General features: G+C 71.7%; 11 protein-coding genes. 3 read left to right on the top strand and 8 right to left on the bottom strand.

The annotated features are described in order from the left end of the window. Window positions 1-48: 48 nt before the first annotated feature. Window positions 49-417 carry a hypothetical protein gene (locus tag ACFYPS_RS00310; RefSeq protein WP_354967419.1) on the top strand — a complete coding sequence of 123 codons (369 nt, stop codon included), beginning with the start codon at window positions 49-51 and terminating at the stop codon, window positions 415-417. Here the strand turns inward: ACFYPS_RS00310 and ACFYPS_RS00305 are convergent. The 6 genes from ACFYPS_RS00305 to ACFYPS_RS00280 form a co-directional block, all read right to left on the bottom strand. Beyond that, window positions 382-1,281, bottom strand: coding sequence for an NAD(P)-dependent oxidoreductase (locus tag ACFYPS_RS00305; RefSeq protein WP_354967418.1), 900 nt, complete (start codon window positions 1,279-1,281; stop codon window positions 382-384). The two genes, ACFYPS_RS00310 and ACFYPS_RS00305, sit on opposite strands and share 36 nt — an antisense overlap. Window positions 1,282-1,366: 85 nt before the next feature. Beyond that, a complete protein-coding gene (locus ACFYPS_RS00300; protein ID WP_354967417.1) occupies window positions 1,367-2,596 on the bottom strand; it encodes a TIGR02679 family protein in 1,230 nt (409 codons plus the stop codon). Then, complete coding sequence (locus ACFYPS_RS00295) at window positions 2,593-6,633, bottom strand: TIGR02680 family protein (protein ID WP_387322022.1); 4,041 nt, start codon at window positions 6,631-6,633, stop codon at window positions 2,593-2,595. The genes ACFYPS_RS00300 and ACFYPS_RS00295 overlap by 4 nt, the downstream gene beginning before the upstream one ends. Further along, on the bottom strand, window positions 6,630-7,853 hold the full coding sequence (locus ACFYPS_RS00290) for a TIGR02678 family protein (RefSeq protein WP_387322020.1): 1,224 nt from the start codon (window positions 7,851-7,853) through the stop codon (window positions 6,630-6,632). The genes ACFYPS_RS00295 and ACFYPS_RS00290 overlap by 4 nt, the downstream gene beginning before the upstream one ends. Continuing rightward, entirely contained in the window at window positions 7,850-9,430 is a 1,581-nt protein-coding gene (locus tag ACFYPS_RS00285; RefSeq protein WP_387322019.1) for a TIGR02677 family protein, read from the bottom strand. The genes ACFYPS_RS00290 and ACFYPS_RS00285 overlap by 4 nt, the downstream gene beginning before the upstream one ends. A 186-nt stretch (window positions 9,431-9,616) precedes the next feature. Further along, window positions 9,617-10,594 carry a Fic family protein gene (locus ACFYPS_RS00280; RefSeq protein WP_387322017.1) on the bottom strand — a complete coding sequence of 326 codons (978 nt, stop codon included), beginning with the start codon at window positions 10,592-10,594 and terminating at the stop codon, window positions 9,617-9,619. A 611-nt stretch (window positions 10,595-11,205) separates the two neighbouring features. Here ACFYPS_RS00280 and ACFYPS_RS00275 point away from each other — a divergent pair. Together ACFYPS_RS00275 and ACFYPS_RS00270 are read left to right on the top strand one after the other, a co-directional pair. Continuing rightward, the gene (locus ACFYPS_RS00275) at window positions 11,206-11,700 is read left to right on the top strand and encodes a hypothetical protein (protein ID WP_387322016.1); all 495 of its coding nucleotides are present in this window, start codon (window positions 11,206-11,208) and stop codon (window positions 11,698-11,700) included. A 166-nt stretch (window positions 11,701-11,866) separates the two neighbouring features. Next, a complete protein-coding gene (locus ACFYPS_RS00270) occupies window positions 11,867-12,736 on the top strand; it encodes an NAD(P)-dependent oxidoreductase (protein WP_387322014.1) in 870 nt (289 codons plus the stop codon). A 79-nt stretch (window positions 12,737-12,815) separates the two neighbouring features. On the opposite strand, the gene ACFYPS_RS00265 is transcribed toward ACFYPS_RS00270, so the two are convergent. Together ACFYPS_RS00265 and ACFYPS_RS00260 are read right to left on the bottom strand one after the other, a co-directional pair. Further along, on the bottom strand, window positions 12,816-13,166 hold the full coding sequence (locus tag ACFYPS_RS00265) for a hypothetical protein (RefSeq protein WP_387322012.1): 351 nt from the start codon (window positions 13,164-13,166) through the stop codon (window positions 12,816-12,818). Between the two features lie 99 nt (window positions 13,167-13,265). Next, a complete protein-coding gene (locus ACFYPS_RS00260; protein WP_387322010.1) occupies window positions 13,266-15,212 on the bottom strand; it encodes a beta-propeller domain-containing protein in 1,947 nt (648 codons plus the stop codon). Window positions 15,213-15,304 lie beyond the last annotated feature (92 nt).

The following is a 15,304-nucleotide window of genomic DNA, read 5'->3' as shown; positions in this document are numbered from 1 at the left end:
GCGTTACCTCCCGGCCCTAAACGGCCGGGTTTCCACGCCGCGATCCTGATGAGCGGCGTCGCCCACGCCTTCGCACTGGCCCGGGCCGAACAGATCAGCCCGACCGCGCTCGCCCCGTACGCCAAGGGCATCGGGGGCCTGCTGCCGGACCTCATCGACGACATGGCCCGCCGGCTGGGCGCCGACGACCATGCCGCCGACGTCTCCGCCATCGCCTCCACCGCCGCCAGCATGGCCCACATCATCGACGCCGCCGAGGAGCACCGAATCGACGCGGACGTGCTACGGGCGGCCCGCGCGGCGGCCCTGCGGGCGATCAGCGCCGGGCACGGCGCCGACGACTTCTCCCGGATGACCCAGGCCTACGCCGAGGTAGAGGCGTCAGCGGCCCGCGGTGTCCACGTGGTCTCGCCATGAGTGCCGCGGCTCGTAGCCCAGCACCCGTCGCGCCTTGTCGATGCTGAGCAGCGTCTCGTGCTCGCCGAGCTCCTTGCGGATCTCGACACCCGGGTAGACCTCGGCCATCAGGCTGGCGCTGGACCTGCTCATGACCGTGTCGGCGTTGGCGATGATGAAGACCTCGGCGCCCGGCTGGTCGTGGGCGAGGGCCCGCTCGACCGCCTGGGCGCCGTCGCGGGCGTCGATGTAGCCCCACAGGTTCCACCGGCGCAGCGCCGGGTCCGCGTCGAACGAGGGGAACGGCGCGTAGTCCTCGACGTCCATGACGTTGGAGAACCGCAGGCCCACCATAACCAGCTCGGGGTCCCACCGGCAGAAGTGCCGGGCCATCTCCTCCTCGAGCGCCTTGTTCAGCGAGTACGTGGACTCCGGTCGCGGCGCGTACTCCTCGTCGACCGGCGCGTACGGCGGCGGGGTGTCGAACGGCAGCCCCAGCACCGTCTCGCTCGACGCCCACACCACCCGCTTGATCCCTGCAGCCCTGGCTGCGGCGAACACGTTGTACGTCGCCGCCGAGTTGTTCGCGAAGGTGGTCGCGTTCGACATCAGGCCGGGGGCCGGGACCGCTGCCAGGTGCACGATGGCGTCGACGCCGCCGGCGTGCTCGTCGGCGCCGCCGGTGAACGCCTCCACCACCTGCCCGTAGTCGGTGAGGTCGACGAGGAGGAACTCGCCGTTGACGTCGCGGGGGTCGCGTCCGCCCGCGCGGTCGACGGCGAGCACGTCGACGCCTATGGCGCGCAGGTGCGCGACCACGGCGCGACCGAGTTTGCCGGTGGCCCCGGTGACGACGACGCGCCTGGGAAGTGTGGGATCGCTCATGCTGACATCTTCTCCGGCGGCGCGACGCGCCCCACCGGCGGGTGCGACCCTGGGTGTCAGCGGCCACGCACTCACCTGACCGCAGTCACACGGCCCGTTCGACACCAGCCCGTGCGGCCATGTCGACGAGCAGGGACTCGAGCACGACCTCCTCGAGCAGTGCGACATCGTGTCCGCGGACGACCTCAGCCAGCCGTGGGTCCCACGGCGTGTCGTCGATCCGGCCAGCGACCGGGCCGACACCCGGTGCGGCATCGAGATAGTCCTCAGCCTGTAACAGCCACGGCCGCGCGCCCGTCTTGGTCATCACGTGCGCGGCGATCCGCAGACCCTCACCGTCGATGTCTCCGTGATAGTGCAGCTCCGCCCCGGTCGCGGCGATACCGCGCAACAGCACCACGGCCGCCGTGCTCGGCCACCCGGCGACGCAGACCAGCGGCGGACACGCAGCACCGAAGTGCCGCAGAGCGACCGTCAACACTGCCGGGTTCTCGACGACGAACACCGGCCCGTCCAGCCGACTGACGGGGTAATGCTTCAGCTGCGCCAGGGTGACCACTGTGGCCTGACCGGCGTCAGCCCATGCCCGCAGTCCGCTGGCGAGCGGATCGTCGCCGGGTGGTCGCAGCCCGGCGACCAAGACGGTGGTGGAAAGCTCGTCGCAGGCGACGCCCGCGTGTTCCCAGAGCCGTCGGCGGTGCTCGGCGTCGGCTGGCGGTTCTTCGTCGTGCAGGGCTGCCAGGGCACGGAGCACCAGCTTGCCGAGTCGACCATCGTCGTCGAGGGCATGCGAGTCGCCGATGAGCCGTGCGGCCAGCACCGGCAGCGGTTCCCCCAACACCGGCAATGCCGCGAGGACATGAAACACCTGATCCAGCAGGGCGCGGGTGACGAGCGCGTCGCCGGAAACGAGGCCGCCGGCGCGTACGCCGTCGAGCCAGGGCTGCAGTGCCGGTTCGGCGGCGACGACGGGGTGCTCACGCGCCCAGCGCCACAACTCGGCCCGGTCGGCTGCCTGCCGGCGCCGGTCACCCGCCCGGTCGGCGATCGGCCCACCGATCGCCTCCACCACACCTCGGGTGTCCAGCCCGCCGGTGGCGGCACGCAGGATCGCGTCCAGTCCCCGCAGCGCGACCGTGACCTCCGGATCGGGGGTGTACGCGAGGCCGAGCAGATCTGCCAGGGCGGCTCGCTCGGCCGGACGCAGCCCGCGCAGGTGCACGCGACTCACCGTTCCGTCGGTGGCCGCCAGTCGACGGCGTGCCTCCGCCCACAGCGGCGCGAGTTCCGGGCGGTCGAATCGAGCAGCCGTCATGTCACGTCTGCCGCCACGACGTCGCGGCCGGTCCAGACGAAACGGGCGGTGGTGACGGCGTCATCGCCGTCCTCCGCGCCGGCGATCAGTTGGTGGATGGCGATGCCGTCCACCTCGGCGTAGGTGCACCACTCCTGATCGGAGGTCAGCAGCAGGTCGAGGTCGAGGGCGCTCAACACGGCCATCAACTGTCCACGGTTGGTCTGGTCGACGCCGACGAAGACCTCGTCGAGCAGGATGAGCCGGGGCGCCGAGGGTGCGGCCCGGTAGTGCGCGCCGGCCGCGGCGAACAGCGGCAGGTGCAGCACGATGGCCTTCTCGCCACCCGATTTGGCGCCGTGCTGGCGTCGAGTAACCGCAGACCAGTCGCCAGCGGCGGAACGGACCTGCACCACGAACCGGTGCCACCGTCGGTAGTCGAGAACCTCGCCGAGCTGCTGTTCCCACCCGTCGGTCGAACCGGCGCCGCGGACGTCATCGATGCGGGCGCGGAAGAAGTCGTGCAGCGCGGTGCGCTGGGCCTCGGTCAGCCGCGCCGGATCCTGCAACAACAGCTCCCGGGCCTGCCTCAACCGCGGATCGAGCTCGCTGTTGACCTCCCAGAGCAGCCGGACGCCGAGGCCGGAGACGGTACGTACCTGCTCCAGCTGGGCACTGACCTGCCGAACCAGGTCAGCGGCCTGCCGGGTGCGGTGGGCCACGTGGCGACGGGTGTCGCCGGTGAGGGTGCGGTCGAACAACTGCCGCTCCTCCTCGGTCAGGTGGGCCCGCATCTCGTCGCGCTCCGTCGTCAGCCGGTGCACCAGAGCCGTTGGGGTGGTCCGCAGTCCGTCTACCGTGGCGGTGACGACCTGTACGTCGCACTCCTCATCGGCGTTCATCGCCAGATCGGCGTACCCGGCCAGCGAGGCGCTGATGACGTGCAGCACGTTGCTCAGCTCGCCCTCGTCCTGACGGAGGTGCCGGGGGCCGTGCGGAAGGCTGCCGAGCTCCTCCGCGAGCTGACGCGCGGCCTGCAGGGTCGCGGTGAGGGGACCGACGCCGGACAGGTCGGTGGCGAGCGCCGCGTCCGGGCCGAGGAGGTCGACGAGCCGGGCCAGCCGGGCCACCGCCGCGTCGCGGGTGCCGGCGGCGGCGTCCCGGTCCTGTTCCGCCCGCTCGGCGCGGGCGTTGAGCTCGTGCAGGCGCCCGATGAGCGTGTCGTGGCGGGGCCGCAGCCGGCGCAGTTCCTGTTTCAGGGCTTCCGCATGGGTACGCAGCCGTTGCACCTCGTCGAGGACCGCGCGGTACTCGACGCCCACGGTGCGCTCGACGGCGTCGAGGCGGGCTTCGAGGCCGGCTGCGGCCTCCTCGGCGGTCTCTGCCCGCAGCGCCTCCTCCTCGGCCAGTGTCACGGCATGACCGGCGGTCTCGCGGGCGTCGTCGAGCCGGGCGGCGGCGTGGGCCTGCCGGCCCCGGTCGGTCAGCCATCCGTCCGCCGCCTGGCCGAGGGTGCGCAGCGCGGCGGTCAGCAGATCGAGGTCCGCCGCGGTGGTTGGCAGGCCGTACCGGGAGCCGACGAGGGTCAACTCGCGCAGCGCGGCTCGGGCGTCCTCGTCGCCGGCGAGCGCCTCGCGGGCTGCCTCATCGAGCAGGTCCTGGAGCCCGGCGAGCTTCAGCTCGGCCCGCCCGACCCATTCTGCGGCGCGCACCACCTCGCGATGATCCGGCCGGGCGGCCAACTCGGCGCGCAGCAGGGACCGCCGCTCAGCCAACTGCCGCAGCCGGTCGGCCACCACGCTGCGCTCCGCGTCGATTTCCGCGAGCTGTGCCGCAAGTTCGGCCAACCGGCGCTGCCGAGCCCGGTCCCGGGCCGCAGCGCCCAGGAACTCCACGTCCGGCTTGCTCCAGCTGCCGTACAACGGACCGAGCCGCCACGTGCCGTCCGCGCCGATCGCCGCGCTGTGGTGGGGTGCGGCGGGCCCGAAGGCCACCCCGGCGAGGACGGCGGTCACCAGCGGTGCCGGCACCGTCGCCCGGTTGTCGACGTCGAGTACGTCGAGCAGGGACCGGTGCGGCGCGGGCAGCGCGGCAGTCGCCGCCAGGTAGGTGTCATGGCCACGCCGGTCCGACGTCACCGAACCGTCGGGCCAGATCCAGGCGTCGAGCAGGCCGGAGACCTCGAGCGCGGCCTCCACGGCGGCCTGGACATGCGGGGGTACGTCGGCCCGCCAGTCGACCAGCCGCCACAGTGGGCCGCCCGGCCGGTCCGCCCGGGGCGCCGTGCGATGCCGTGGTGCGGCTGGCTCCCGGGTCACGGCCGCCGCCAGCGCCTCGCGTTCCGCCGCCGGCGCGATCCGACGCCGCTGCAGGTCGGCGCCGCGGGCCTGCTCGCGGGCCTCGGTGGTGGCGAGTTGTTCGCGTACCGCGGCGTCGAGGTCACTGACCACGGCGCCGAGGGAGACCTCGTCGCCGGCCAGGTCGGCCAGGTCCGTGCCACGGTCGCCGACGGGCAGGACGCGGCAGCCTGATGCCCATCCCACGATGTCGTCGCGCAGTCTGGCCAGCTCGTCCTCGTACCCCCGGGTGGTCTGTCGCAGTGCGGCGTCGGCTGCGTCGCGCTCTGCCGCACGCCGCTCCCGGCGGCCCTGCGCCCGCTCTCGCTCGGCCACCGCCCGCTCGTGGCCGGTCATTGCGGCCCGGACCGTGGTGACCTCGTCTTCCCGGCCGCGCACGAGGCCGCGTAGCAACTGCCGGGCCCGCTCCACGGATTCGGCGGCGAGCGGCTCGACGAGCGTCGCCAGACCGGCCTCCAGCGCCGCGGCCGTCGTGTCCCGCCAGGATCGGGCGGTTTGTGCGACGGTCGCCGCCTCGTCAGCGGCGAGACGTTCCGCTCGCTCAGCGGTGCCCGCTGCCTCCGCGCGTCGACTCTCCGCCGTGGCGGCCACGTCCTGGGCGCTGCGCCGGGCCGCGCGCGTCTGCGAGCGCAGCTGGTCGAGCTGCTGCCCCTCGCGGTAGGCGTCACTGTCGCGCAGGCCGCCGATCGCCTCTTCGGTGACGCCCTGGTCGCGCTCGTTGCCGGTGATGGCCGTCCGCACCTGCGTCAGCTCGTCGGCGGCCGTGGCGTGCTCCTGCCGGCGCTGCCGCGCGTCCCGGGTGACGTTGTCCAGCCCGGTGGTGGCGGCGATGATCTCACCGGCGCCCCGGCGCAGGGCCCGCCGGGCGTAGCGCCGCTGCCGCTCGGTTAGCCGCTGCGCGGCGAGCACCTCCTCATCGAGTCGGGCGAGCCGCTCGCGGCGCCGGTCCAGCTGCTCGAAACCCTCGGCAATCTCGGCCAGGTCGGCCGCGTCCAGCGGGGGGAGCGCTTTGGACAGCACCTCCGAGAGCGCGTCGGGATTCAGGTGCTCGGACAGCTTCGGGGTACGCAGTTGCAGCAGCGTCGCGATCAACGCCTCGTACTGCGTCTCGCTCAACCCCCGGAACAGCGTCTCGCGCACCGTGCGCCGGTAGGACTCGGCTGCCGGATGCACGACGCCCCGGTCGCCGAGCGCCTGGACCAGATCCTGACGGGTCAAGGGCACATTGCCGTCCTTGACCAGCGACAGGCCATCGGCGCCGCCGACGCGCAGCTCGGTGGTGAAGTAGGTGGCGTCGACGGTGCGGGTGTTGGTGGACGCGGCGAGTCGGGCACCGCAGGTGAACCAGCGCGGCGCATCGTCGCCGCCGTGGCCGAACTCCAGCCACACATAGCCCACCCGGGTGGTGTGTGGGTAGCCGTCGCCCATCAAATTCCAGTGCATGGTGCGCTCGGAGCCGCCGAAGGTCGACAGTCGCGACGGGCGCAGGTTGGCGTCGAGCAGGTACGGCAGCAGCAGCTCCAGGGCCTTGGACTTGCCGGTGCCGTTGGGCCCGCGCAGCAGCAGCCGACCTCGGTGGAAGCCGAACTCCTCGTCGTAGTAGCGCCAGACGTTGAGCACGCCGGCTCGGGTGGGCTGCCACCGGTCGACGCGCAGCGCGGCGGCGACGGTGGCCGCGCCGGGTAGGGACAGGACGGTCACCGGTTGCTCCTGGCTGCTCGTGGGGTGGTGACGGTGGCCGCGCCGACGGTGTACCGGGCCGCGGCGGGCAGCGCGCGCACGCTGCCGCCCGCGCGCTCGATCAGACCGAAGCGGCCGAGCAGCGCCAGCGCCTCGCCGGTGAGCCGCTCCGGCCCGCCGTCGGAGCGGTAGGTACGCGCCCACGCTGGCACCGCCGCGAACCGGTCGGCGAGCTGCCGGATGAGCTGCTCCTCGGCGACCGGGGCGGGATGGGCCGCGAGGAGGGTGTCGAGCAGCAGCAGCGCCGCCTGCCCGGCGACGCTGCCACCGGCCGGGAACTTCTCGTCCGTTGCTGCAGCATCCGGGTCGACCGCGAGCAGGCCCTCGGCCCGCTCCTCCAGCAGCATCCCAGCCTCGGCCACCGCGGTGCGCAGCATCCGCCGGCCGGTGATACTGGCGGCGTAGCCCCGCTGCGCGTCCGACAGGTCGGCGAGGTAGACGACCGGATCGTCCAGGAGCCGACGCACGATGGAGTGCCGCAGCCAGCGGTTGCGTTGCTCGTCGGAGACGTCGGCGCCCGGGTCGTCGGCGCCGCCGTAGCGCGGCTCGTACACCAGGGCACCCAGGTCGAAGGCCGGCAGCCGCGACGGCGCCTGCCGCGCGGCGAGCAACCGGACCAAACGACCGCTGTCGACCCGGTAGAGCACCTTGGCATCGGTCTGCTGCAGGAAGGCGTCGGTGCTGCCGTCCACGGCGGTGAGCACGCCCAACTCCTCGAGAACGAGCAGGGCGTCGACGTAGGCGCGGCGGTCGTCGTGCCGGGTGCTGTCGAACCCGAGGATGTCGGGTTCGACCGCGGACGCCTGCGCCAGCCGCTCGGCGATGATGCCGATGGTGGTCACCGGCCCGGCGAGCAGCTCGGCGGCGACCAGGCAGAACAGGGCGTAACGGCGGCGGTCGAACGGGACCCGCGCCCCGCGCGGGCGGCGGGCGGGGCGGTCGGCTGGCGGCTGCGGCGAGGACTTCAGCAGCCGGGCGTACCCGGCGCGGGGTTCGATGACCAACCGCCAGCCGGTGTGCGTGTCGAACCAGGTGATCAGCTCACCGCGGTGTCGCACCACGAGGGCGAAGTCGTCCGGCCCGGCGTCCCGGGTGAGCAGAGGACGCACGAGCAGCGCCCGGATCGCCTGGGCACGCTCGGTGGCCCGCTGACGGTCGAGTTCGCTACGCAGGTCACTCATGCGCTGGCCTCCCGGGCATCGGCCGCTCGGGCCTCGAGGTCGTGCGGTCGGGCCTCGGTGATCGACACCAGGAAGTCCGGTGCCGAGAGAACGCCGTGCGGTGTCCGCAACCAGGCCCGGCCGGCACCCTGCGGGCCGGTGAGCGCCACGATCAGGCGGCCGTCAGCCGTCGCCGCCCGCCGTACTCCATCCTGCGGCACGGCGGACAGTGCCCGCGACAGCAGCTCCAGCAGCCGACCGAAGCTGCCCGGGTCCAGGGTGCCGAAGGCCGACAGCCGCACCGGGCCGGGGGTGGCCAGACGGCGCCACGCCCGCTCCAGCTCGGCCCGCTCGGCGAGCACCCGTTCGCGCCGCAGCCGCCGCACCTCTCCGGTGTCCCGCACCCGGGCGGTGCGGGCGACCTTGTCCACCTGGCCACTGGTCCGCAGCAGCGGTGACACGGGCACCGCCGGTGCCTGCCACCAGGATGTGGTGGCCGGCACCGCGGTCGGGTCGTCCGGCGCGAGGTGGGTGTGCCGGGCCGGCCACAGCCCGAACGCCGCCGACCACAACTCGTGCGCCGCGTCGTCCGATTCGCAGGCGGAGAACCAACGGGCGAGGACGCGGAAGTCGGCCGCCGTGCTGGTGCCCCGGCGCCGGCTGTCGCTGAGCCGCTCCAGCGCCCGCATCAGGGCGATGATGGCCCGCCGCGCCACGTCGGCGAGCTGGTCGATGCGCGGACGGCCGCCATCGGCGGGCCGGAACCAGGCGCACAGACCGTCCCACCGGGCGGCACGCTGCTGCAGCCAGCGCGGGGCCGGGTCAGCCTCACCTGGCAGCGCCGGCAGGTCGGCGCCACGCAGCGCCCGATGGTGCAGGACGGTGACCCCCCGCGCCTCCACCCGGGCCACGCCCTGCGCGATCCTCTGCCGGCGGGCGTCGAGGTTCGTCACGAACTCCGACAAATAGGCGATCGTCGCCTGCTTGACCTCGGCGAACGTCGCGGGATCGGCGCCCTCCGCGCGCAACAGCCGCTGCAACTGGCCGTTGAACTGCTTGGTGCTGGCGCGCAGCCCGGCGAGGTGGCCCTCCAGCTCCATCAGGGCTGCGTAGACCCGCCGGTCGGCGCTGTCGTCGGCGACGAGCAGATCGTGCAGCTCGCCGAGGCGGTCGAGGATCGCGTCGAGCACCGCGGTCTGCAGCGCCCCGGTCGACGACAACAGCTGAACGGCGTGCAGCACACCCTCGTAGGCCGCCTCACCCTTGCGGCTCAACGAGTAGTGCAGGTTGCGTCGCTCGTACTCCTCCGCCGAGGCGTAGTGGGCGGTGTGGTTCTGGGTGCGCTCGACCAGCCCGTACTTGTGCAGCGCACCGAGCGTGTAGTCCAGCGAGCTGTCAGTGACCGGCTCGTACCAACCGACGCCGGGCAGCGCGGCGAGGACCTCGTCGAACGTCAGCGCGGCGACCAGCCGCTCGTGGGCGTCGCCGAAGACCTGCATGACCGCGGTGTGCAGCTCGGCCCGGTCGGTGGTGGTGAAGGCGAACATGTCCGCCGGCACTTGGCGGAAGACCGGCCGTGGGCGCGGATCGTCGACCACTTACCCCTCCCGTGCTCACGCTTGCGGACGCCCCTCGCAGGCTACCCGGCGCCGCCGACAAACCACCGCACGTCACCGGCCGCTCCAAGGGAGACCTACAGCGGCCAGCGGAGGTGATTGTCGCCCCCCAGGTCGCCACCGAGCTGCTGCCGGCGGTTGCCATCGAAGCGATGCGAGGCAACTGGGTCAGGTTCCCTCGGAGCGCTGCCGCTTCTGGTTCTTCGTCGCCCGGTACGCCTCGACCGCCTTGCGGGAACTTCGCCAGATGCCGTCCGATCCCTGTACTGCGTCCAGACGCCCGCGCTGCGCAGCCTGTCGCAACGCCGGAAGGCTGAACTCCTTTGTGACCAGGGCCGCGAGCGGCACGAGGCGGGCAGGGCCGGCGACGTTCGGCACGATGAAGCGGTTCAGGTTGTCATACATGGCACGAGCGATGAGTTCTCCCAGCGCACCGTAGTCTCCGACGTCTGCCCTCTGCATCGCGGCGAGGTAGGCGTCACGCTGGCGCTTGAAGATGATCACGGGCGGGTAGCCGAGGCGTACGAGGATCAGGTTGAGCAGCAGCCGCCCCGCACGCCCGTTTCCGTCGATGAAGGGGTGCGCCCGCTCGAAGTCGTTGTGCAGCCGGGCGAGTTCCTCCGGCAACGGCCGATGCAGCGGACCGCCGGCCGCGAGACGCTCCCCGGTCGTGCAGGCGTCCTCGACCCATTGGTCGACCTGCGCCGGCACCAGGGGCCATGCTGGCGGGGCCATCCCGGCGGAGAACGGATGGATATCGTGCTGCCTGAAGCTTCCCGGCCCTTCGCTGCCGGTAGCCTCGGGGTGAGGTTCAACGTCCCAGACGGGAGTCATGGCGGTGTGATGGACCTGGCGGACCTCTGTGACGCTGACCAGGCGACCATCGTGCCATCCGTCGGGTTCGAGCGCCTGGCTGTAGACCCAACGGGCGGCGTCCGCATAGCCGCGGACCTCGTTGTACTCCCTCAGCGGCTTCGACCCGACGGCCCGGCCCCGTTCGAGCAGCGCCTGCACCTCACGCAACACGAGCGTGTTGCCCTCCAGTGCGGTGGAGTGGTGGGCCTCCTGGTGCCAGATGTCTTCCCAGATCGTCTGGGCCTCCTTCGGGCTCGGGAGGCCACCGAGACGCTGGTTCAGTTCGCCCAACGCCTGATCGAGACGCAGGTAGACGGTGGACCGGCTTGGACGCCCTCTACCGACCACGCACACCTCTTCTCAGCTATCCGCCGTTCCGATATCGATGAACGAAACTTGTCATAGGATTTCGGCGGCTAATTAAACTTATCAAGTTCTGCGAGTCGGTGAGCGAAGGCGCGCAGCAGGAGTGGACCTTTCCCCCACCCACTTCGCCAAGGTCATCGATTCAAGTTCTCGCAGACTGACCCAGCTCTGCCTTGCAGACAGCAATCTGCCGGCGGCAGTGTCGTGCCAGCTCGCGGTCGCCGCCCGGTTGCTCAAGGTCTCGGGTCAACGCGATGAACTCGGCCAGGGCCTCGCGGTAGGCGCCGGCCATCTCGTGGAGGTTGGCCAGGTCCAGCCGGAGCCCGATGATCTGAGGATCCAGTGGGCTCGCTCCACGACTGAGACTTTAGACGGGGTGACGGGACCACCTGGATCCGCTTCGGAGGGGAACGGGCACCGGTCAAGCGGCGGAATCGTCACCGCCGCAGGCGCCGACGCTCTACCCATTCGATCTTCAGGCTGGGCCCTGACCCCCTTGATCTTGAATGTCGTACCCCTGCGGCACGATGTGCGCCATGACGACGCACCACCCGAACCCCCGGCGCCTGGTGTACGGCCACGCACAGATGCACGACTGCCTCGCCTTCGCCGACGCCGACACTGCCCCCGCGGAGGCCGAGGAGATCAAGGCGCTGGCCTCCGCCCGCACCTGGGGCGAAGCCCGGCAGGTTCAGACCACCCACCTGTGGAACCCCGCGGGCCCGGAGTACCACGACCCCGAGGACGGGTTCGCCGACGACAAGCCCTTCAGCATCAACGAAGTTGGTGCGGTTGCGGAGGGAGACTGGCCCCCGATGGTCACGGAGCGGGCGTTCGAGCTGCTACCGCAGGACCTGCAGGCCCGGTTCGGAGGACGCGAGTTCACGGCCCTCAACGGCGACATCCTCGAGATCCCGCTCGACCACGAAGCCGAGCTGGTGGCCGACTTGCGCCAGCGCGGCTACGAGGTGACCCGCGACGACGATCTCATCAACGTCCTCGACGGCCGCAGCTTCAGCCCCCTCGGCTGAAGCGGCCCAGGCAGGGACACCGCAGCGGCCAGGCACCCTGCGCCCGGTCGAGGCAGTTTCGACCTCGGCCGGGCTGCGGCGCCTCAGGGCCACGGAGCTGATGATCGAATGTAGACGAGTCGGCGCTTTGTGGGCATTGCCCTGGGGGAATTGGCAGGATGGCGCCATGGCCACGGTCGCTGTGATCGGTCTGGGTGAGATGGGTACCCGGATGGCGGGCCGGCTGCTCGATGCCGGCCATGACCTCGTTGTCTGGAACCGCACGCCGCAGAGGACCAGCGATCTTGTGGCGCGTGGCGCGGTCGCTGCCGACAGTCCGGAACAAGCTGCCCGCCGGGCCGATTTGGTCATCACCATGCTGTCCGACCCGGCCGCGCTGCAAGAGGTGGCCGAGGGCCCGCAGGGCATCCTCGCCGGTGCTACCGCGTGGACGACGCTCGCTGAGATGTCCACGGTCGGGCCGTCCGCGGTGCGACGGTTGGCCGCGATGCTGCCGGATGGCGTTGGCCTGCTCGATGCGCCGGTGCTGGGCAGCGTCTCGGAGGCCGAGTCGGGTTCACTGCGGATCTTCGTCGGTGGGCCGGAGCCGCTCGCCCAACGGTGGATGCCCGTGTTGGGCGCGCTTGGCTCGCCGATACATGTCGGGCCGCTCGGTGCCGGCGCTGCGGCCAAACTGGTCGCCAATTCGACGCTCTTCGGAGTGCTCGCTGTTCTCGGTGAGGCGCTCGCCCTCGCCGATGGGCTTGGACTGCCGCGTGACACGGCGTTCGAGGTCTTGTCCGCGACCCCCGTCGGCTCGCAAGCGGATCGGCGACGACCGGCAATCGAGTCCGACCAGTTTCCACTCCGGTTCGCGCTGTCACTCGCCCGTAAGGACGCCAACCTGGTCGTGTCGGCCGCCGAGTCGGCAGGAGTCGAAATGCCGGTCGCGGCGGCCGCGCGGCAGTGGGTCGCGTCAGCCCAGGAGGCCGGCCTTGGCGACCGGGACTACTCGGCCGTGATCGCGCACATCACCGACGCTGCCCGATCAGCCTGAGACCTGGCCGTGCGGCAGGCCCGTCCGGTGACCGTTGAACTCGCGGGGCAGCAGGCAATGCCAGATCGAGCCGCCAGGTTCAGCGTGGTCGACTCAGCCACTCCCAGGCGCGGCGGAGGCCCACCTGCACCGGGTCGTCACCCGCGCCCTCGACCTCTCTGGCCGGCGTGTCCTCGCCCGGCTCGTGCATCTCGCCACCGGGCACCGACAGCACGACCCCCCGCTCGTACAGGTCAGCGATCTGCTCCCGCTCGGCGAAGCGGTGGGAACCGGACGGCTGTGGCGGCGCCACGATCACGCCGTGGAAGATGTCGGAGCGTTCGTCGGCGAGCACGTGCTCGACCACGCCAACGGGTGCCGAGTCGACGTCGTAGACCCGGGTGCCGACGGCGAGCGCAAGGTACGAGACCTTCGCGCCGAGATCCTCCACGGCGTTCACGGTACCCGCCGCCTGATCACCACGGGCCTGATCACTCGTAGTCGAGCGGACGCCAGGGCAATGCGCGGCCGGCCCACACCACCGTCCCGTTCACGTCGTACGCAGCCAGTCGAGGGTCTTCATGGTGGAGAGGCTGGTCGCCTTGAGGCCAGCGTCGGAGACGGTCCAGAGCACTCCGTCGACCACCAGTGACCGGCGGATGGGCGTCCGGTCCTCGGGACGCCCCGTGCCCAGCGTGTGGTCGACCGTGCCGACCTCGGTGAACCCGCCGTCGCCGGCTCGCAGGGCCAGCGCCACATTGCTCGGTAGGCCCGTGCCGTAGACGGTCAGTGGGACCACGACCAGGCGTTCGGCCGGCCAGTAGAGGAACGCATGCGGGTCGAACTCCACCTCGGAGTGTCCCTGCTTGACGTGATACTGGGCGATCCGGGTCGGCCTGGCCGGATCGGCGACGTCGAAGAGTGAGAGCTGGGTCCCCTGGACACGGCCCTGGTCGGACGCCTCCTGACCGACGCCGAGCAGCCGTCCTTCACCGGCCGGGTGCAGGTACGCCGAATACCCGTTGATCTTCAGTTCGCCGGTCACCTTCGGCGCCCTCGGATTACGCAGATCGACGGTGTAGAGCGGGTCGGTCCGCCGGAAGGTGACGACGTACCCGGTGCCGCCGACGAACCGTACCGCGTATATCCGCTCCCCCTTGCCCAGCCCGGTGACCTTGCCGACCTGGGTCAGGGCCGTGCCGTCGGCGCGCAAGACGTACACGCTGGACGTCGACTTCGGCTTGTTGCCCCAGGTACGGCCACTGGTGGTGGCCACTCTCAGGTGACCGTCCCACTCGGACATGGCGTAGTGGTTGATGAGCCAGCCCGGTACGGACGCGGCGGCGACGTACCGCGGGGCACCCGCGCCCGAGATGTCGAACTGGTAGATCTCGGTGGTCTCGTCTTCGGGATCGGGGGCGATGTTCCGCGCGGTCAGCATCGGCAGCACCCGCCAGCGCTGGTCGTTGGCGACGTACAGCCGGGGTCCGTTGCTGTAGACGGTGTCGCCGTCGGCGATCATGGTGACCGGGTCGCCGGCACCGAGCGCTGCCGCACCGATGTCAAAGCTGAGCACGGTCACCAGCGACGCGCCGGAGTAGGCGGTCGGCCGGCTCACCCGTTCGCAGCCGACCCTTCCGGCGCTGGTTCGCCCGTCGGAGGTGACCTCGTACCGGGGCAGCCAGTCGTCGACGGTGGCATTGTCGATGATCTCGCGGTTGGCGGCGGTGCGCTGCTCATCGGTGGCCCGTTGCCGGTACGGGAAGTTCAGCCGGGGCGCGGATCGGACCACGACCCGGACCGTCGTGCCCACCTGGCGGGCATCCACCAGATTGCCGTCGATCCGGTACTCGCCGAGGATCTTCGGCTCGCCGGACAGATCGACCATGATCAGCCGGGGGCCGACGATGCCGTCCGGCGTCGGGGCGTCCGCGACGCGCCCGTCTCCCCCGCTGACGGCCGGTTTCGCGATCCCGGCCCACCCGTCGCGGAGCAGCACCAGCGCCCGGTCGCCGTGCAGCAGCAGGCCGTCTTCGGCCCCGCGGAACCCGTCGGCACCCGGTGCCAGTTCCAGCTCTCCGGTCAGCCGGCGGGTGGCCGGGTCGACCACGTACAGCTTGCCGTGCTGCACGGTGACGATCCGCTTGCCGTCGGTCTTGACCAGGTCCGGTTCATCGGCCCCGGCCTCGTGCGTGTTGGTGCCTGAGTAGCCGGGGGCAGCAGCTTTGGACGTCGCATCCGCCCGCCCCGCCGCGGCGGGCCCAGCAGCCTGTTCGGCGCCGCCGAGGGTACGGATGTGCCCGTTCGGCCCGAACCCCCAGGGCCCGACGGACGCCCTGGCAGCCGTCTTCAGCTGCCGCAGCGCCTCCGGGCAGGAGTCGAACGCGACGAGCCGGAACCCGCCGGCCGGCGCCGGCCGGTCACGTGGCGGCACGGGGACCGGCTCCGCCGTACAGCCGGTGACCAGCGCCAGGCCGGCGACCAGGGCCAGTCCCATGACACGAGCTGGGGTCATGACTCGGGGGACGCCGGTGACGGCCGTTGGCTGGGGTACGTGGGCGCTGCTACGCGTCATGCCCCCTACGACGT

Origin of the sequence: Micromonospora sp. NPDC005087 (genome assembly GCF_042872965.1) — a bacterium.
In the GTDB taxonomy this organism is placed as follows: domain Bacteria; phylum Actinomycetota; class Actinomycetes; order Mycobacteriales; family Micromonosporaceae; genus Micromonospora.
This window is presented reverse-complemented; position numbering and strand designations above follow the sequence as displayed.